This window comes from Candidatus Thermoplasmatota archaeon (assembly GCA_029907305.1).
Taxonomy (GTDB): domain Archaea; phylum Thermoplasmatota; class E2; order DHVEG-1; family DHVEG-1; genus JARYMC01.
Genome location: JARYMC010000007.1, coordinates 1 through 18,806, shown reverse-complemented (window position 1 = coordinate 18,806; position 18,806 = coordinate 1). Strand labels below are relative to the sequence as shown.

General features: G+C 34.6%; 15 protein-coding genes, 1 tRNA gene and 1 pseudogene. 9 read left to right on the top strand and 8 right to left on the bottom strand.

Translation table 11 applies throughout. The features are described 5' to 3' along the window. Nucleotides 1-12: 12 nt before the first annotated feature. From speB to QHH19_01080, 6 genes are all read right to left on the bottom strand, one after another. Nucleotides 13-879: an agmatinase gene (gene speB / locus QHH19_01105; protein MDH7516935.1), complete on the bottom strand. Its 867-nt coding sequence runs from the start codon at nt 877-879 to the stop codon at nt 13-15. 46 nt (nt 880-925) lie between these two features. Beyond that, nucleotides 926-1,309, bottom strand: a complete 384-nt coding sequence (locus QHH19_01100) for a translation initiation factor IF-5A (GenBank protein MDH7516934.1) — start codon at nt 1,307-1,309, stop codon at nt 926-928. Between the two features lie 4 nt (nt 1,310-1,313). Continuing rightward, on the bottom strand, nt 1,314-1,577 hold the full coding sequence (locus tag QHH19_01095) for an EF-Tu/IF-2/RF-3 family GTPase (GenBank protein ID MDH7516933.1): 264 nt from the start codon (nt 1,575-1,577) through the stop codon (nt 1,314-1,316). Between the two features lie 63 nt (nt 1,578-1,640). Next, on the bottom strand, nt 1,641-1,946 hold the full coding sequence (locus QHH19_01090) for a hypothetical protein (GenBank protein ID MDH7516932.1): 306 nt from the start codon (nt 1,944-1,946) through the stop codon (nt 1,641-1,643). A 269-nt stretch (nt 1,947-2,215) separates the two neighbouring features. Next, nucleotides 2,216-3,700, bottom strand: coding sequence for a PQQ-binding-like beta-propeller repeat protein (locus QHH19_01085; GenBank protein ID MDH7516931.1), 1,485 nt, complete (start codon nt 3,698-3,700; stop codon nt 2,216-2,218). 90 nt (nt 3,701-3,790) lie between these two features. Then, nucleotides 3,791-4,780, bottom strand: a complete 990-nt coding sequence (locus tag QHH19_01080; protein ID MDH7516930.1) for a hypothetical protein — start codon at nt 4,778-4,780, stop codon at nt 3,791-3,793. 419 nt (nt 4,781-5,199) lie between these two features. On the opposite strand from QHH19_01080, the gene QHH19_01075 reads away from it, so the two are divergent. The 7 genes from QHH19_01075 (at nt 5,200) to QHH19_01045 (ending at nt 11,827) form a co-directional block, all read left to right on the top strand. After that, on the top strand, nt 5,200-7,392 hold the full coding sequence (locus QHH19_01075; protein MDH7516929.1) for a DEAD/DEAH box helicase: 2,193 nt from the start codon (nt 5,200-5,202) through the stop codon (nt 7,390-7,392). Further along, nucleotides 7,389-7,895: a KEOPS complex subunit Cgi121 gene (gene cgi121 / locus QHH19_01070; protein ID MDH7516928.1), complete on the top strand. Its 507-nt coding sequence runs from the start codon at nt 7,389-7,391 to the stop codon at nt 7,893-7,895. Before QHH19_01075 ends, cgi121 begins: the two co-directional genes overlap by 4 nt. Then, nucleotides 7,896-7,969 (top strand) — tRNA-Arg (locus QHH19_01065). 358 nt (nt 7,970-8,327) lie between these two features. Further along, a complete protein-coding gene (locus tag QHH19_01060; GenBank protein MDH7516927.1) occupies nt 8,328-8,483 on the top strand; it encodes a hypothetical protein in 156 nt (51 codons plus the stop codon). Beyond that, nucleotides 8,480-9,424 carry a UbiA family prenyltransferase gene (locus QHH19_01055; protein MDH7516926.1) on the top strand — a complete coding sequence of 315 codons (945 nt, stop codon included), beginning with the start codon at nt 8,480-8,482 and terminating at the stop codon, nt 9,422-9,424. The genes QHH19_01060 and QHH19_01055 overlap by 4 nt, the downstream gene beginning before the upstream one ends. A gap of 142 nt (nt 9,425-9,566) precedes the next feature. Then, complete coding sequence (locus QHH19_01050) at nt 9,567-10,703, top strand: NAD(P)/FAD-dependent oxidoreductase (GenBank protein MDH7516925.1); 1,137 nt, start codon at nt 9,567-9,569, stop codon at nt 10,701-10,703. Nucleotides 10,704-10,714: 11 nt separating this feature from the next. Further along, nucleotides 10,715-11,827, top strand: a complete 1,113-nt coding sequence (locus QHH19_01045; protein ID MDH7516924.1) for an NAD(P)/FAD-dependent oxidoreductase — start codon at nt 10,715-10,717, stop codon at nt 11,825-11,827. 6 nt (nt 11,828-11,833) lie between these two features. Here the strand turns inward: QHH19_01045 and QHH19_01040 are convergent, their stop codons facing one another. Then, nucleotides 11,834-12,964 carry a hypothetical protein gene (locus QHH19_01040; protein MDH7516923.1) on the bottom strand — a complete coding sequence of 377 codons (1,131 nt, stop codon included), beginning with the start codon at nt 12,962-12,964 and terminating at the stop codon, nt 11,834-11,836. A 13-nt stretch (nt 12,965-12,977) separates the two neighbouring features. After that, nucleotides 12,978-13,724 (bottom strand): annotated as a pseudogene (locus QHH19_01035) (ATPase domain-containing protein). A 323-nt stretch (nt 13,725-14,047) separates the two neighbouring features. Between QHH19_01035 and QHH19_01030 the strand changes: the two are divergent. Both QHH19_01030 and QHH19_01025 read left to right on the top strand, forming a co-directional pair. After that, the gene (locus tag QHH19_01030; protein MDH7516922.1) at nt 14,048-17,542 is read left to right on the top strand and encodes a DNA topoisomerase VI subunit B; all 3,495 of its coding nucleotides are present in this window, start codon (nt 14,048-14,050) and stop codon (nt 17,540-17,542) included. Between the two features lie 4 nt (nt 17,543-17,546). Beyond that, nucleotides 17,547-18,659 carry a DNA topoisomerase IV subunit A gene (locus tag QHH19_01025; protein MDH7516921.1) on the top strand — a complete coding sequence of 371 codons (1,113 nt, stop codon included), beginning with the start codon at nt 17,547-17,549 and terminating at the stop codon, nt 18,657-18,659. The last annotated feature ends 147 nt before the right edge of the window (nt 18,660-18,806 follow it).

Genomic DNA, 18,806 nt, shown 5'->3' with positions numbered 1-18,806 from the left:
TTGTATATTAATTTAAGCCTTGTGGTTCGTCCATGTTCTATCTATAACATGTCGAATAAGTTTAGCAGCAAGCAGAGCAGTTTCACCTTTGTCAAATGGTGGGCATACTTCTACGATATCAAAACCGATAAGCTGTGGTGAAAAACTGTTTATGCATTCGATAACATCATGGGGTGTGATCCCAAAGGGCTCAGGTGTGCTAGTCCCAGGGGCATATGCTGGGTCTAAAACATCGATGTCAAGTGTAAGATAGATTTTTTTGTTTTTTAGATGTTTTTTTGTATCAGTTATAGCTTTTTTGATCCCGTTTTCTTTTATAAAAAATGAGTCTATGTAAAAAAGTTTTCTGTTTTTTGCTTCCTCGAATTCTTCTTTTTCAACTGATCTAATTCCTAGAACTGCGATGTTTTCTATGTTTATGTGGTCAGCTATACGTCTTATAACACAAGCATGATTATAGGGTTCGTTTTCATATTGTTGTCTAAAATCAATATGTGCATCAAGTGATAAAACAGCTACGTTTTTTGGAAAAGCCTGTACTATGCCTGGTGTTATCGAATGTTCACCACCTATTGCTATTGGGAACTTGTTTTTTTTCAAAAGGTTAGAAGTAAAATCTTTGACTTTTTTGATCATAAATTCGGGTTTATCGTTTCTCACATCAAGGTCGCCGTAATCATGGAATTTTATATCTCTTAGGTCTACACCTGTTTTTAGGTTGTATGTCTCAAAATTCCAGCCAGCCTGTCTTATCTCCATGGGTGCCTGGTCTGCACCATGTCTAAAAGAAGAAGTCTTATCATAGGGTACTCCAAATATCACAAAATCTGCATCGTTGAAACTTGATTCAGCGTCAGCGAAATAATTTGGAAAAACCATATGTCATCGTTACTTCATTTAATTCATGTAAAGTGATGGCTAGAAGTTAGGTTCTTGTTATCTTCTTTTTACCTAGTGCCTCTAAGTACTGGATTTCCTTACCTGGTTCTAGTTGCCCTTTTAGTTCCTCTGGTATAGGCATCTCAAAAGTCTGATAGGTCTCCATGTCCATAAGTTGAACCTGGTCGCCCATAATTGCAAGCACCTGAGCGGTTCTCTTATCTATCATTGGAACCTGCACCTTGTGTTTCACTGGGTGAACAATGCTTCTTTTTTGTTCATCAAAAATACCTATTGCTTCGATCCTTGCTTTTGCTTCTCCATGTTTCCCGGGTTTAGACGTGGAAATACTCATTATTTTGCATGGTTCATCATCAATTATTATGTATCTGTTTACCTTTAATTCTCTAACTTCTGCCAACTCTTTCATGTCTCTATTCTCCTTCTGCTACTTTATACACGACATCGTGTTCTCTAACTCTGTCGTTTAGTTTTATGCCAACAGAGTCACCTGTTTTTACAGATTGAACAGGGTTTTTATTTATTTGCATACTCTGAATTTTTTGTTTAAGATCGGTATGCGCTCCGACAATGTGAATGGTGTCACCTATTTTAAGATTACCATCTGTTATTTTTATAGCTGCTACGCCAATGTTTGTAAAGAAATGCTCAACCACACCTATCTTCTCTTCAACCATATCTTATTTCACCAACCAATAATACAACATCTTATACTTATATAATATCCTAATCAAAATTTTTTATTCAACTATCTCATAGATGGCTTTTTTGCCGTGTTTAACGCAGACGAAAGCCTCCCAGGACTTATCCCACGCCATCGGGTTTGCGCATATCGGGCATGCTAGGTTTTCAATTATTTCTCTGTGTTGCTTTGTACGGGTTTTCAGAACTTGAGCCTTTATTTTTTTTGTTGGGTCAAGAGAATCCATAACATAGACTTCTCCGCCAACAGGTAGAAAAGGTGTTGTCTCAGATTTCATCCTTTTCTTACGATAAGCCTTCATCTGCTGTTTGTATTTCTCCATCATTGTTTGTCTTCTGCCCATAAGTATCAACCTGGTATCCGTTTTATCATGAATAAGGTTTTTGTTTTATAGCATGTACCTAAATAAAGGTTAAAATTAATCCATAAAACTTGATTTAAAAACCTATTATTTTGTTAAAATCAATCGATGAGTTAATTTTAACTACAAATGTTCGAATCCACTTAACCTGTATAAATATTAATCAAACTACAAGGACAAGAATAAGGGAGGTAATAGAAGAAATTTGAAGAGATTAGAACTACTGTCTTAAAAAATTATACCATAGATTTTTATCCATACACATAGATGACATCAAAATCAGAGTTGACAAATAATTTTCCATCAGCTACAGCAAATGGACCAGTAGCGGATGAATCATGAGATGTTCTCATACGCCAGATAAGCTTTCCATTACTCTCATTAAAAATACAAGTATAAATCGTAAAGGGTGCTCTCTGCGCATGAGCAATAACCTTACTATCTACCACAACCGGTGATATAACTGGATGTGCAAATAGAAGACAATCAGAGTAATCTTCTATAATCTCCCTTTCCCAAACTATATTTCCATTGTCCTCATCCAACGCGTAAAGCCAGCCATCTGCATCAACCACAAATAACTTACCATAAGCAAGCGAAGGCGTGGAAATACTAGTAAGCCAATTAGCAACATATTTTTGTTCTATGGTATGATACCAGATTTCCTCACCAGTCTCTTGGTCCAAAGCATAAATCCTACGGTCATACCTATATTTATTGACAATAATGTTAGATGGTATAAACAGCTTTCCATCTCCTGCTGCAGGAGAAGAAAATAATACATAACCTTCAACAGGTTTCATCCATAATCTTTTTCCATTATTTATATCAAAGGCATAAACCCTTGATTTCTTAAATAACTTAAGATAAAATCTTTCAAGGAGAGAAAACATTCCTGAGTGAAACCCAGTAACTACAAAAACTTTGTTATCTGATACCACAGGTGTACTCTCCAGAAAACCCAACATACTCTTTCTCCAAATCAATTCTCCATTGTTTTCATCATAAACATATATCATACTCAATGGTATCTGAAACGTTAGATGCCCTCCAGCAATTACCTTGCCCTCTGCTACAATTACAGAACAATGAAATGAACTCCCTAAAAAGGTTTTTTCCCAAATAGTATGCCCTGTATTTTCATCTAATGCAAAAAGTTTACTCCAACAACGGCGTAAAAAAAATTCGCGTTGGCGTGAAATGTAAGTACCTAACCCCATGCTGACAAACAACTTACCATTACTATAAGCAGGGCTGTTAAGACCAGAGAAAGAGATCCTTCTGCTGAGTAAAGGCAAATGTATTAATTCCCGCCGCCAAATTTGACTACCATTGTTCTCATCAAAGGCGGTAATCATCGCCCCCTCATAGGTACGAAAAACAGATTTTCCATAAGGATCGCTATCGAAATGACCATAAATAAATACTTTATCATTTGCAACTATTGGAGAAGAAAAATGCCTTACAACAGCCCAAATGATATTGCTATAAGATCTATTCCAGATTTGATTTAGTGAATCTGGAAATGACGACATTGAAGTTCCAGTATGCGATGCATCATGTTGATACATAGGCCAATCATAAGATGTTGAAGAGGAAGTAATATTGCCAAGGGATTGTTCGATTTTTTCTGAAATACTGTACATTGCTGACGGTTTTTCAAGTACTATTACTATAATAGACGTCAATAATATTACTGATATAACTCCTACAAAGACGTATTTTACATTATTCATATTTTTATCTTCTTATATAATTATGATATTAGCCAATATAAATAATTTACGGAGAAGTAAAATTACTTCCCCATTTTGTTTTTATCTAGATTATATCCCAAGTGCCGACTTGATATACGAGGCTTTACAAACAATACCGACATAATACTTACTTCCAGCAAATACCAGCCCGACAAATTTTCCGTTCAAATCTACGAAACTTCCACTATCTCCACCCTCCACAAATGGTTGTTGTACGATTATCTGATCTTTGAAAATAGCCCATTTAGATAAAGTATAGCGGATTTTGACTGTTGCATGATTGTCTGTCACTATGTTTTGAGTTACCGCAGTTGTTGCCCCTGATTTTCTTACCGTTTGACCAACATTTGGAACCACTGCAGTCATAGAAACACTATAACAATGTTCATCATCCGGCCCAAGCACCTGATTAGATAGTGCACTATGGGAGAGGGTTGCTATGGCTGCATCTGCCTTATTTGAGAATATATAACTTAAATATCCATATCTAATTTTAATGTATTTATAAAGATAGCCGATTGTAGGCCCTCCTCCATCACCTAATCCTGGTTGTATCACGGATACGCCTGACCAAAGGTGTTTTCCCTCCGTATTCTGTGCTATAACATGTGTACAACTCAAAATATACCCGCTGGTGACAACAGCTAAAGTACCATAACTGTCTGTTAGATAATAGGTGCCTACTGATATTCCTCCAACCGTAGGATCCCAATGTGTATGCCGGCTCTTTCTCAGCAATTGAGGTATAACGACGCTTTGAGGTTCAGCTAATAAACTACATGCTACTATTCTACCACTCACTCTTACATCGGTTTTAAAACTCATAATTTCACTAGGTACTATACTCCTGTATTCTTCACTTTCTATATAGATGATTATTTTGTAAGGTTCGCTGTCAGTATAACTTATCCCTGTAATCCCTTCTTTAAGAAGTAGTTCTTTCTCTGCAATTTCCGCTGCCTCTTTAACAGATTTTATGCTATTATTTGCGTTTGTTGGTATTGCTGCTAGTAAAATAACAAGAAGTATACCAAGTGCAATAAATTTTATCTTTTTCATCTTTCTTTCACCTCCTCATGCTGTTTTTGAGAACTTTTTGATACCGCATGACATATCAAATTTATTCCTCCTCTAAATAAAAAATCTTTAAGCTAATTCAAATATTTTTTGTAACTATAATAACAAATTTTCAACTAAAATGTCCTAATATACAATATAATGTTAGTATCACCAAAAACGTCTCAAAAATTGTTATTATAAAAACATGCCACTCCTTCGACGTTATAGATGACTCGGTTTTACCCGGGATGAAAAGAAAATACTTTTAGTCATTTCATTACAAGTTCGGGTGATTCATCAATGGCATGAATGCTATAGACTTTTTACTCGAATCTTGTTAAATTTCTGTCTAGATTATATAACATCTTCTTCAGCCAAAGTTTATGTTTTATAACCTCTTTCATGATACGAATCAAACAATGAAATTGAGCGAGCTTCCAATTGAAAAACAGATCATAGAAATTCTAGAAGAGCAGGAGATATCTGAGCTCTACCCACCACAAGCTGAGGCTCTACCATATGCTCTGAAAGGAGAAAACCTGGTGCTGTCTATACCAACTGCTAGTGGTAAAAGCCTTGTTGCATACCTTGCGATTGTACACAGATTAATTTCTATCGGTGGTAAAGCAATATATGTAGTCCCCTTGAAGGCTTTGGCTCGTGAGAAGTACGAGGATCTTAAGGTTTTTGAAAAACTTGGTTTGAAAGTAGCTATTTCCACTGGTGACCTTGATGAGTCTGATACAAGGCTTTCTCGTTATGATATTATTGTTTGTACATCTGAGAAGGCTGATTCTATTTTACGGCATGGTATAAAATGGGTTGATAAGGTTCGTGTTCTTGTTGTTGATGAGATTCATTTGATTCATGATCCTAGTCGTGGTCCGACTCTTGAGGTTATTATCTCTCGTTTTAAGGCTTTGAATCCTAGTACTCAGATTATCGCGCTTTCTGCTACTATCAGGAATGCTAGGGAGCTTGCTGATTGGCTTGGTGGTAGGCTTATTCAGTCTGATTGGAGGCCTGTACCGCTCAGGGAGGGTGTGTTTTATAAGGATGAAATTAAATATGATGATGGTACGGTGGTAAAGATTGGTAAACTTGGGGATAGAGCTCTTGATACGTTGGTTTTGGATTCTATCACAAATGGCGGGCAGGTTTTGGTTTTTGTTAACACACGTAAGTCAACTGTTTCTGTGGCCCATAAACTTGGGGATGTAATAGGAAAAATTTTGTCAGATGAAGAAAAAAAGGGTCTCAAAAAGTTGGTTAGTTCTATAAAACGTGATGCACTTGAGTTTACATCTTTTGATGCTAATCTGTCGTCATGTGTTGAGAATGGTGTTGCTTTTCATAACGCTGGTTTATCTAGTGTTCATCGTAGGGTTGTTGAGCAGGGTTTTAAGAATCGTTTGATTAAATGTATTGTTGCTACGCCTACTTTGGCTGCTGGTGTTAATATCCCTGCTCAGCGGGTTATAATCAGGGACTTGTGGCGTTATGACCAAAACTTTGGTATGCATTCTATACCTATTTTGGAATATAAGCAGCAGGCTGGTAGAGCTGGTAGACCAAGGTATGATAAACAGGGTGAGGCTATTACTATCGCTAAGAATGAGGAGCAAAAAGAACGTATTTTTAATGATTATATCCTTGCTGATACAGAGCCTATTTTTTCGAAGCTTGGTAACCAGATGGCTTTGAGGACTCATTTGTTGTCAGCTATTGCAACAAATTTTGTTGACAGCCTCGAGGGTATTTACAAGTTTATAGACAGCACTTTTTATGCGTATCAATCCGATGTTTATACCCTGAGGGATGATATAGATGAGGTGATTGATTTTTTATTATCAAATGGTTTCATTGAGCGAATAAATAATGATAGGTTTATGTCAACGTTGTTTGGTAACAAAACCTCGTCTTTGTATATAGATCCGTTGTCAGCTGTTTTAATTAAAAAAGCTCTTGTGAGCTCATGTGATAAAAAATCATCATCTTTATCGTTTATACATACAGTTTGTTCCACACCTGATGTACGCTCGTTGTATCTTAGTAGCAACGATGGGTGGGTTGAGGATAAACTGGAGAGATACCGTGGTGATTTTTTGATCGAACCACCTAAAGAGTCTAGTGAGGAATACGAATGGTTCCTGAGTGGTCTGAAAACAGCTTCGTTAATAGAGGATTGGATCAACGAGGTGCCCGAGGAAAAGATTGTTTCTAAATACAATGTTGGCCCAGGTGATATATACAGTCTTATAGAAACAACTGAGTGGCTCTTGCATGCGACCAGGGAGTTTGCTAGGATGTACAACTTTGATTGTGTATCAGAAATTAATGATCTAATTCTAAGGGTTCATAACGGATGCAAAAAAGAACTACTTAACTTGATATCATTAAAGGGCATAGGTAGGGTTAGGGCACGTGCTCTGTACAGAGAGGGTTTCAAGACAGTTAATGATCTTCGTGGCGTCCCAGTTAAAAGACTAGCTATGATAAAAAGCATAGGCGAGAGGGTAGCAGAGAGCATCAAAAATCAAATAGGGGAAAGTGTTAAGGGTGGAGAAAAAGAGTTATCTGAGTTTCGTAAAAGTAGGAGAAAAACTAGATGATAAAGATTGTTGGTGCAAAAGGGAACATAAAAGATGTTGATGCTTTTTTGAAACAAGTTCAGGTTTTCGCTAAAAAAAATAATGTTGTTGTTCAGGTTTTTGATGCTGATGTTATTTATGGTGAAAAACACCTGGTTTCTGCTGCGCAGCATGCTATTAGAGCTTTTGAGAGGAAAACTAATACAACTAATTCTTTGGATAAAGAAATCTTGTTGTATGCATCTGGTGAGAGACAGTTGAAACTTGCTATCCCTAAGATGGGGGTTAAAAAAAATGGGGAGAATGTTGCTTTTGTTTTTATTAACAACAAAAAATCTTTTGATACTTTGATTAACAAACTTTTAAAAATACTTTCTTTAGAAAGAGATGATAGGGTTTTAGAGGGTAGTATGGAAAAGCTTAGGAAATTTGGTGTCACAGAAAAAGAGTTGGGGACTGTCACGAAAGCTAAATATGGGGATCTTATTCTAGAAAAGGTAGCAATGGTTGATGTTATTAAATAAGCCCGCATGGGGTAGTTTGGATATCCTAGAAGCCTGCGGAGCTTCAGACTCGGGTTCGAATCCCGATGCGGGCGTGCTATTAATCACTAGAGGTTTTATGTGGAAGAGAAAAATTTGTCTTATTTCATCTCAAAAAAACTATTATCCTAAAAGAAGGTACTGCGAAGTTAATTGTTGCTCCTCCTTATAATGTTTCTATGTTAACATATATCATTCATCAGGAGTGACATGTCCTCCATCAACAAATAATTTCCAAGTACTTAAAAGAAGAAAAATACCAGAATTATTAAAAAATCTTATAAAACACAGAACTTACATTGTTTTTCCTACAAACGTAAACAAAAAACACTGTTTTTAGAATTTTGTAGGATTTTCTCGATGTATGGTTTTATGATATTATAATAAATTAATGGTATTGAGGCAAGAAAAAAAATGAACACATCAATGTTACCAAAACAAGATATGTTTCTAAAAGCCTCTGCATATTCACTTGCATATCTAGATGCCAAAAATGTATTTAATGTATCATTTGTAATGATCAACGGGCAGGATCAAGTTTCTTACATAATTGAGGATGTAAGGATATGAATGTTGTAAAATACCAAAAAAGTAATGATACAGTTGTATTCAACAAAACGGATACAGCTTCAAAACTACTGGCTGCTAAGAGGTTTGTTATAGATGAATTTGTACATGGCGGACACCTCGTTTCTCTCGCATCATCAGCTATAGCTCTCTCAGCAATGCTTTTATTGAATATAGGAATCCGATGGGAATTTTTACTCGTATCATATCTTGGTACATATTGTATTTATAGCTATGATCATTATAAAGGAATAAAAATTGATTCTTCCAATAATTCTACGCGAACGAACCACCTAATAAAATATTATCGATTTATTCCTTTCATTCTAATAATTTACGGGATTGCATTTTTTTCCTTACTCATATTTTTCGGAAATACTATAAGCCTATTTTTTGGTGGACTCCTGTTACTCTCGAGTCTATTTTATACAAGCAAAGTTAAAAATATGACAAAAAAAATAGTAGGTTTTAAAAATATTTATACGTCATTTTCCATTAGTCTTTTAATTGTTTTTACCGTGGTATATTGTTCGTATCCACTCGGTTGGCTAGTCTTTATTCTTTTTGCTTTTCTCTTCTTACGATTAATGCTTGACACAAGTTTTTGCGATATCAAAGATATGGATTCTGATCGAAAGTTACATCTGCTAACCCTCCCTCTCTATTTTGGAAAACAAAGATTTCTAACATTTTTACATATAATTAATTTCCTTTCATTTGCTCTCATAATAGTTTCTGTCAGTTTGAGCATTGTTCCTTCATACTGGCTATTTTTAGGAATCTTTACGATTTACTGTTTTTATTATATTCAAAAGGTTAAAGATCCAAAAGCAAATTTTCAGTCTCTTGCAAGTATAGCTGTTGATGGAGAATATTTACTTTGGCCAATAGTACTTTTTGTAGGAAAATTCTTTATGACGATAATGCCAATCAAGATACTTTAAGTCACATCATAAAATAGTAGAGGACTTTAAAATAGGACAGTATGTCCTGGATTTAAACCGTTTGGTTTGTCCAAAAAATCAAAGTCCTTTATTAAAAGTAAATAAAATATATATACTATTATTTAGATAAAATATGGTTGCAATGAAAAAAAAGATAGAAGATATCATCATTGTTGGCGGTGGCCCTGCGGGGTCATATCTTGGCTGGCTCTTAGCAAAAAACGGATTACACCCTATCATCTTTGATCATTCACACCCCAGAGAGAAACCCTGTGGCGGAGGAATTAGTGTTTTAGCATTAGAAAAATTTCCTTTTTTAAATGATGTTCCTGAACCGAAAAACCTAGATTTCGATTTTGGACTCATATCACCAACTGGAATAAGTGTTATGACCTCTGGTAAGAAAGGTTCATGGTCGTTATCAAGATTAATTTTAGATAAATACATTCTTGATAAAGCAATTGAATACGGATGTAGACTTATTCCAGAGCGAGTCATAAATGTAAAAATCAAAGAGAATGTTTGGCATATAAAAACAAGAGAAGCTGAATATCAAGCGAAGATTATTATCGGTGCTGATGGTGTAAACAGCATTGTTCGTAAAAAAATTCTTGGCCCAATCCCAAAAGAACATCTTGGTCTTTGCTACGGTTGTTTTGCGACAAGTGATAAAAAAGAACCCACATCTGTAAAATTCTTAAAAAATAAACAGGGATATGCTTGGTGTTTTCCACGACACGATCATTTAAGCATAGGTGTAGGAACTTCATCGTTAAAAACAAAAGATATTAAAAAAATTTTCAAAGAATTTCAAACCACATACTATCCAAAAATAAAGATCCTATCAACATGGGGAGCAACCATTCCAAATATTAAAAACGATGACTTTTTCAAATTACCTTGCTCAGGAGAAAATTGGATTCTAATTGGAGATGCTGCAGGACATGTTGACTCAGCAACAGGTGAAGGGATAACATATGCGCTATGGTCAGCGGAGCTAGCAGCGAAAGCAATCATAGAAAACGATCCAAAATCTTTCGATCGTCTATGGCGAAATGCATATGGTAATATGCTTGCAGAAAGCTGTAAAATGAGAGAGATATTTTACAATCCTTTTCTTCTTGAATATACAATAAGACTTGCAAATAAAAGTAAAACCCTTTCGACACTGCTGTATGAATTTATGACTAATCAGATACCTAGCAAAGATTTAATGAAAAGAATCATTAGAGATATCCCAAAGACGATGAAAGAATATCTGGAGATGAAACTATCGTAGAAGAGATTGTTATCGTCGGTGGTGGACCCGCAGGGGCATACTTAGGATTTCTCCTTGCAAAAGAAGGATTAAAACCAATCATTTTTGATCATTCACACCCACGGGAAAAACCCTGTGGCGGTGGTATTAGCATTCTTGCGATAGAAAAATTTAAACTCCTCCATGAAAGCCCAGAAGAAAAAGATCTTGATTATAATATCGAATTTATTTCTCCTAGCGGAACGAGTGTTATAACAACAGGGAAAAAAAGTGGCTGGATCCTTTCCCGATTAATTTTAGATAAATTTCTCCTTGATAAGGCAATAGAACAAGGGTGCACACTCATCCAAGAACAGGTTATCGATGTCCAATTCAAAGAAAATCTCTGGAATATTAGAACAAAAATGCAAACGTATCAAGCAAAATTTCTTGTTGGTGCAGATGGTGTTAATAGCATAGTACGGAAAAAAATTCTTGGCCCCATACCCAAACAAGACCTTGGCATCTGTTATGGCTGCTTTGCTACAAGTAATAAAAAAGAAGTGACTCGAATAAAATATTTTGAGGACATCAAAGGATATGCTTGGTGTTTTCCACGGCATGATCATTTGAGTATTGGTATTGGCATGGCGGAAGGAGATACTAAGAAAATTAAAAAGATTTTCAACGATTTTATTACATCTTACTATCCAGATATAAATATAAAATCAAAATGGGGAGCAAAAATTCCTATTATAAAAAATCCTCATTTTTATGACCTTCCCTGTGCAGATGATAATTGGATGCTAATCGGTGATGCCGCTGGACATGTTGATCCAATAACAGGGGAAGGAATTTCATATGCCTTATGGTCTGCAGAATTAGCTGCAAAAGCTATTCTGAAAAAAGATCCAAAATCTTTTAATGAGATGTGGAAGAAAGAATATGGTGACACATTACGAACCAGCTGTACCTCGAGAGATTTTTTTTACAATCCTAAACTACTTGAATATTCAATAAAACTTGCATCGAAAAGCAAAACATTTTCAACATTTCTCTATGAATATACTATGAATCAAATTCCCAGTAAAGATCTGATAAAAAGAATTATCAAAGATATTTCAAAGATAACAAAAGAATATATTTTTTCGAGTTTAAGATCTTAATATACATTAACTTATAATAAGAGTAAGATAACTTTTTATATCAATATCATAATTTTTAAATAAAATTTTTTTACCTAATGCACCAGAGACAATGCCAGACATGACACCTCTAAAAATAATGAATTTTGATTGATTAGAAAATATTGTCCATGGATAATAGACTGCTGCGATACTTGGTTTCTGAAGATCTAACACAAAAACATCTCCAAAACCTAAAGCAGGGAAAAAATCAATTAAAAATTTTTGAAAATCATTATCTCCATATTTCTCTTGTAATATTTTACCATATTCAAAACAAGCATCAAAAAGATGCTGTTCTCCATCCTTCAGCTTTCCGATTTCTTCTTCAATTAGATAGATAATGTTGGATTCGCAAGGAAAAAATCTCATATTTTTATAGGAGAGTATTCCTTGTTTAAATTCAAAAAAACCAAGATCAATTAAGTGTTTTAAGGAATTTTGAGAGTACTTTGTTTCTCTAATTTCATTTAATGCTTTATATTCATTGTTGAGTTCTTGTTCGAATAAGTTTGTTTCAATAAGTATTTTATTTGTTTTTTCCTGAATTTTTTCTTTCGGAGCGCACAGTATATAACATTCTTCATCACCTCGTCCTTGACATTGTAATTGTATTCCCTCGATGGTTTTATCTTGAAACTCATAAGCACAAATTCCAGCACAAGCTCCATCTGTCATTATATAACCTAGACCATTATGTCTACAAACAATATATTCCCGAACTGACATCGTTGATAATTTTTGATCAATATCTAAATTGTGATCTGCTTGTTCCGAATATGTACTCTCGATATACCTTACAAAAAAATAGATAAATTCGGCAAATTCTTTTTTTGTAGCATCTTTAATCGTTGGAAAATTCGACATAGATGCATATAAATAACCAAATTTTTTCCCCGCAGAATATAATGCTTGTTTTCCTTGCTCACCATAGTACTCGATAATTTTACTTTCAATTATTTCAAAGAGGGGTTCTGGTAAAAAAAACTCCCTAAGGTAGGTTGTGTACTTTTGTTCTGTAAACATTGTCACGACGAACCCCGGTTTGTCAATAATTTCTCTACGAGGGATAATTATATTTTGAATATACCATGTAACAAGCTTATCTTTCACTGGCATGTTTTAGTAGCTCTTAGGGATTCAACGAAATGCCTCTATCAGTAAACTCAAATGTATGCGGAACACCATCTATCTTCGTTTTCCTTAATTTTTTAACCTGCAAAGTTCTATTTAATGTTTTACCAACTGCAGCAGAATTCAAAACAATCAACCCATCTCCCTTAAATTCACTAACAGTATCATACGTATCACCAGGCATACCCTCAACCTTCTGAGACGTAACAACAGTTGTAATACCATTATATTGCAACAGATCAATAAGAGATATAACCTCGGCTCTACTCATCTCAGTAAGAGCATGTGGTTGTAAACCCCTGTCTGCACCATCAACAATACTATGTATCGAAAAAGGTGCAAAAACAATTGATGTAATGCTATCAATCACAACACGGTCATAATGATTTTCCTCAACCTGTTGTCTTACATCACTCAAAGCATTCATCTCAAAAAGTTTCTTAGGGCTAAGTGAAACAACTTTAAGTTTACCTTCCTTTTCCCATTGGTCAAAATTCCAGCCGAAATGCATTGCTTATTTAACTACATCATCAGCCAACTGTTCAACAGTTATAAACAAACATTTCTCACCATTTTTACAACCCTCAGCAATAAAGTTCATCCCAAAAATGCTTTTACTAGTACCAGGCGTTCCTGTAACAACAATGGTACTACCTTTAGGGAAACCACCATCAATCAGTTCATCCAACCCACTAATACCAGTTCTTAACCTGCTTATACAATATTGGGTATCATTAATCTTCATCATCTCATCCATAATATTTCATTTACTCCATCTTCTCTTGTTAATAACACATAGTTTATTCACTTATAAAAATTTCTACTCAGTCAGTAAGATCTAGCTGAAAACAGATAAATTTTAACACGTCAACAGATAGAAATAAAATAGTTGCCTGAGTGGGATTATAACTGCAAGTTCTTGATAAAACACAGGTGTTGATTGTAATAATTATTTTTTGATTTTAATCATTGTTTTAAGGATAAAAACTGGTTTTAAATGAATAATTTTATAATTACCATCCCTATTACGGGTAACTGGATGCATAATTCTCCCATAAAATCGGAGGGATGATTTTGACTAATAACAACGCAATTGCATATGATTTAGCAAAAAAACAAAAAGAAATCTCTGTTGCAGAGTTTTTTGAGAGAAACAAGCATATTCTAGGTTTTGGTAACCCAACAAGGGCATTAGTAACAAGTGTAAAGGAGGGAGTTGATAACAGTTTAACGAAAGATATGCCAATTGTTTTTGAAGAAGATGGTATAGTATATGTTGAAAAAATAGGGGATTTCATCGAGAAAAAAATGAAAGAAACAAAACCCGATGTATTAAAAAATGGTTCATTACATAAATTAAAAGTTTCAGGAATAAAAACACTTTGTTTTAACAGAGAGAATTTTAAATTAGAGTTTAAGGATGTCTCAACTATTTTTAAACATAAGGTAAATAGTAAAATCTACAGGGTAACTTTAACTGGAAACAGAAATGTAGAATTAACCGATTACCATAGCGTTTTTGGATTCAGGGACGGACTAGTTAAATCCCTAAAAACATCTGAATTAAAAGTTGGAGACCAATTGGTTGTTCCAAATAGTAGCTGGCATACCCCAATAATTAAAGAAATAGATTTATTAAAAGAATTAATGAAGTTAAAACCTAAAGAAACAAGGAAAATCGGCATTTATGGCACTGATAATATTTTCCAACAACTAGAAAAAAAGATTTTAAAAATCCTACCGGAGGGAAAAAAGTATAGAATTAACGATTTTAAAAAATGCAACAGGATACCTTTGAATATTTTAAGAGAAATAAAAGTGGATCACAAAAAACTTGAAGGGTGTAAACTAGATTTTATGTTTGGAAAAAGTAAAATACCAATAAAAATCCCAATAACAGAAGAACTTGCAGAGTTTTTTGGTTTATACACTGCTGAAGGTAGTATCTCTGGTGAACATAAAATAAATCTATCTTTTGGAACTCATGAACTAGAATTAGTAAAATATGCAAAGAATCTGTTTAAAAAAGTCTGGGGTTTAAATGCTTCAGTTATCAAAGCGCATAAAACTTCTATTAACGTGACTGCTAACTCAACCATTCTTGCATTTATTCTAAAAAATATATTCCTAGTTGGAGATAAGGCAAGTAAAAAAAGGATACCGAAATATGTTTTTAATTTCCCTTTGATTTATAAAGAAAGATACCTACTTGCCTATTCAGCTGGAGATGGATATCCTAGTAAAGAAATATTTTTACATTTGCGAAAAAGAAAGACATTTAAAGAATTGAAAATGGAAAGAATAATTCTTTCCGCCACTAGTAAATCTCTTTTATCTGACATGTTTTATCTTTTGTCATCTATTGGATTGGATTGTACAATTGAAACAAGAAAATCAGAATCTAAAATAATTAATCGCATAAAAAAAATTTTTTCTGAAAGTTATATTATTTACGTTTATATTAATCAAATAATTTCTGAAACTCGTAAACTTCCTTTAAACAATATTGTTGATTGTGTTAGTGATAGCAAATTACTTTATAATATTAACAATGGAAGGCAAACACAAATAACAATTTCTCATGCATTAGAATTACAGGGTAATTACCGCATTTCTTTAACCGATATTGGGAAAAAATTTGTTAGCGGTGAAATAGGTCTTTTAGAAATCAATAAAATAGAAGAAATCAGTTATGATGGAGAATGGGTTTATGATTTTTCTGTTCCTGGTGAAGAAAATTTTATGGGTGGCATTGGTCCTATTGCTTGCCATAATAGTTTAGATGCATGTGAAGAAGCAGAGATTTTACCAGACGTATTTGTTGAGGTAAAAAATCCTAGTGAAGAAGAATGTACTGTTATTGTTGAGGATAATGGTCCTGGTATTATAAAACAGCAGATACCGCATGTTTTTGCAAGACTCCTATATGGTTCACGTTTCCATGCAGTAAGACAAAGTAGGGGGCAGCAAGGTATCGGTATTTCTGCAGTAGTGTTGTATGGTCAGTTAACAACAGGTAAACATGCAAAAATCATATCAAAAATTGAAGCAGACCGCCCAGCAGTAGTTGTTGAGCTTGCTATGGATACAAACAAAAACCGTGGTGAGGTTATAAACCAGGATGTGGTACACTGGGATAAACCTTCAGGTACAAGAATTGAGGTTAATTTAATTGCTGATTATAAACGTGGTAAAAGATTTGTTTATGATTATCTACAAAGTACTTCCATTGTTAACCCACACGCAAAAATTACATACAAAGAAGCAGATGGAAGTATTCATGTATTTGAAAGAACAGCAGACATTCTCCCAAAAAAAACAATAGAAATCAAACCACATCCTTATGGAGTTGAGCTTGGTACTTTAATTAAAATGGCTAAGGCAACCAAAAGCAGGAAACTTGCATCCTTTTTAAAAACTGAGTTCAGCAGCATGGGTGACAGAACAACCAATGCTGTTTGTGAGGAGGCAAAACTTGATAGGAACTTAAACCCAGCTGAGATGACTAGAGAGCAGTTTGCTGCATTGCATGCTGCTTTTAAAAAAGTAAAAATCATGGCACCTTCCACTGATTGCCTCTCGCCAATAGGTGAAACACTTATCAGACGTAGTTTAAAAAGAGAAACACAGGAGATCTCGCCAGAGTTTATTTTTACTGCAACAAGACCACCATCTGTTTACTCTGGTAACCCTTTCCAGGTTGAAGTTGGTATTGTCTATGGTGGAAACCTGCCCAAGGATAAACCAGTTAAAATCCTTCGTTTTGCAAACCGTATACCATTACTTTATCAGCAAGGTGATTGTGCAATAACAGCTGCCATAGAATCTATTGACTGGAGAAGATACGGGCTAGAGCAACCATCTGGTACAGGAATACCAATAGGTCCTGCAATATTTTTAACCCATGTTGCATCAACACAGATACCATACACTTCTGAAAGTAAAGAAGCAATTGCTGATGTTGAAGAAATAGAAAACGAAATTAAACTAGCTTTTAGAGAATGCGCACGTAAAGTTCAAATGCATATAAACAAAAAAGTTCGTAGGGCGAAAACACGTGAAAAATTTGATTTAATTACAAAAATTTTACCAGAGATTGCAAAGAAATCTGCTCGTATGTTAAATAAACCAGTTCCTTCTCTTGATAAGGTTATTACACGTATCATGGATGTTGTTTGGATTGAGGATCTTGTTGAATATGAAAAAGTACGTGGGAAACAGATTCAAACAAAAATTGATTCTGATCCATCTACTGAACGCGAAGGCGGATGGATAACAAAAAGTACTATCATGGTTGTTAACTACAAAAACAAACCACAGAAGTTTAATTTATATGCTGTTATTCCAAAAGAAGCTGTTGTTGGAACAGTTAAACCTAAACCAGTAAAAATCACTGATTCTTACATTAAATGGAATCTTGATACAATTTCTCCCAATAACAAGCTTGATATTTATTTTGAGTTGGCTGGTTTAAATAAGGGAGATTTTGATGAAAATGATTTATATGTGGAAAACATAAACCCTGCTTATGTGATTGGGGCTGATAAATGGGAAGGTGAATAAAAATATGTCACGTGATTACTCAGATGTTATTTCAAAAATTGATGAAATAGCTGCTAAGGTTTATTCAGACCTTGAAAAAGCTGAGATTCCGACTTTGCAGTTATCAACACGTACTAAATCAAACATCCGTTTTGACGACAATCTAAATGTTTGGAAGTATGGTAAAAACAAAACAGAAAGATCTGCAAACTCTCTTGATGGGGCTTACATGCTTCTACGTACAATGTACTTGATTGATTTTATAAAAGACATGATTAAACAAAAAAAATCATCAACATTAAGAGAAACATATTATATCTCAGAAGGCTGGAACCTTGCAAAATTCAGCAGTCAACAAGAATCAGACTTGCTTGCAGAAGATCTAGAGGTAATAACAGGTTGTATGAGGGAAGATTTCAAACTAAGACCTGAAGAAGATGGAGCACGTGTTATTGGTAATTTGGTTGTTGAAGAGGTTACAAGAAATAACACAAAAAAGAAAATACACTGCCAGGATGATGTGGGTGATGCAGGTTATAGTATACCATACAATGTGGAAAAAGATAAACTAACATTTAAACAGGTTGATGCAGATTTCATTCTAGCAATAGAAACCGGTGGTATGTTTGACCGTCTTGTTGAAAACGGTTTTGATACAACACATAGAGCCATACTTGTACATTTAAAAGGGCAACCAGCTAGATCCACAAGACGGTTTATTAAAAGATTAAGCGAGGAGAAAAAACTTCCTGTTTTTGCTTTTACTGATTGTGACCCTTGGAGTTTCAGAATATTTGCAAGCCTTGCTTATGGCGCAATAAAAACAGCCCATATTTCAGAGTATTTAGCAACACCATCTGCTCAATACCTTGGTGTAACACCATCAGATATTGTAAACTACAAACTTCCAACAGATACATTAACCGCAGAGGATGTTAATGCTTTGAAAAGTGAATTAACAGATCCAAGGTTTGAAGACCAATTCTGGAAACATGAAATAAAACTTCAATTAAGCCTTGGTAAAAAATCAGAACAACAGGCACTTGCTAAATACGGTTTAGATTATGTTACTGACACGTATCTACCAGAGAAATTAGCTGAGCTAGGAGCACCAAAGAAACCAAAGAAGAAAAACTAATCCTTTTTCTCCCAAAGCTCACCAGGTTCGATCATAAGAGTTCTCAGACGAAGTATACTGTTATCATCGATTTTTATATAGGTTTTACTAAAAACACCACCCTCGGAACCCTTTGGGTATGTGTAAACATACAATCTTTTACCATCA

Bases quoted from the DNA above. Each gene is read 5' to 3' on its own strand.
- speB (MDH7516935.1), bottom strand. From the start codon at position 879: ATGGTTTTTCCAAATTATTTCGCTGACGCTGAATCAAGTTTCAACGAT.
- QHH19_01100 (MDH7516934.1), bottom strand. From the start codon at position 1,309: ATGAAAGAGTTGGCAGAAGTTAGAGAATTAAAGGTAAACAGATACATA.
- QHH19_01095 (MDH7516933.1), bottom strand. From the start codon at position 1,577: ATGGTTGAAGAGAAGATAGGTGTGGTTGAGCATTTCTTTACAAACATT.
- QHH19_01090 (MDH7516932.1), bottom strand. From the start codon at position 1,946: ATGGGCAGAAGACAAACAATGATGGAGAAATACAAACAGCAGATGAAG.
- QHH19_01085 (MDH7516931.1), bottom strand. From the start codon at position 3,700: ATGAATAATGTAAAATACGTCTTTGTAGGAGTTATATCAGTAATATTA.
- QHH19_01080 (MDH7516930.1), bottom strand. From the start codon at position 4,780: ATGAAAAAGATAAAATTTATTGCACTTGGTATACTTCTTGTTATTTTA.
- QHH19_01075 (MDH7516929.1), top strand. From the start codon at position 5,200: ATGAAATTGAGCGAGCTTCCAATTGAAAAACAGATCATAGAAATTCTA.
- cgi121 (MDH7516928.1), top strand. From the start codon at position 7,389: ATGATAAAGATTGTTGGTGCAAAAGGGAACATAAAAGATGTTGATGCT.
- QHH19_01060 (MDH7516927.1), top strand. From the start codon at position 8,328: ATGAACACATCAATGTTACCAAAACAAGATATGTTTCTAAAAGCCTCT.
- QHH19_01055 (MDH7516926.1), top strand. From the start codon at position 8,480: ATGAATGTTGTAAAATACCAAAAAAGTAATGATACAGTTGTATTCAAC.
- QHH19_01050 (MDH7516925.1), top strand. From the start codon at position 9,567: ATGAAAAAAAAGATAGAAGATATCATCATTGTTGGCGGTGGCCCTGCG.
- QHH19_01040 (MDH7516923.1), bottom strand. From the start codon at position 12,964: ATGCCAGTGAAAGATAAGCTTGTTACATGGTATATTCAAAATATAATT.
- QHH19_01030 (MDH7516922.1), top strand. From the start codon at position 14,048: ATGATTTTGACTAATAACAACGCAATTGCATATGATTTAGCAAAAAAA.
- QHH19_01025 (MDH7516921.1), top strand. From the start codon at position 17,547: ATGTCACGTGATTACTCAGATGTTATTTCAAAAATTGATGAAATAGCT.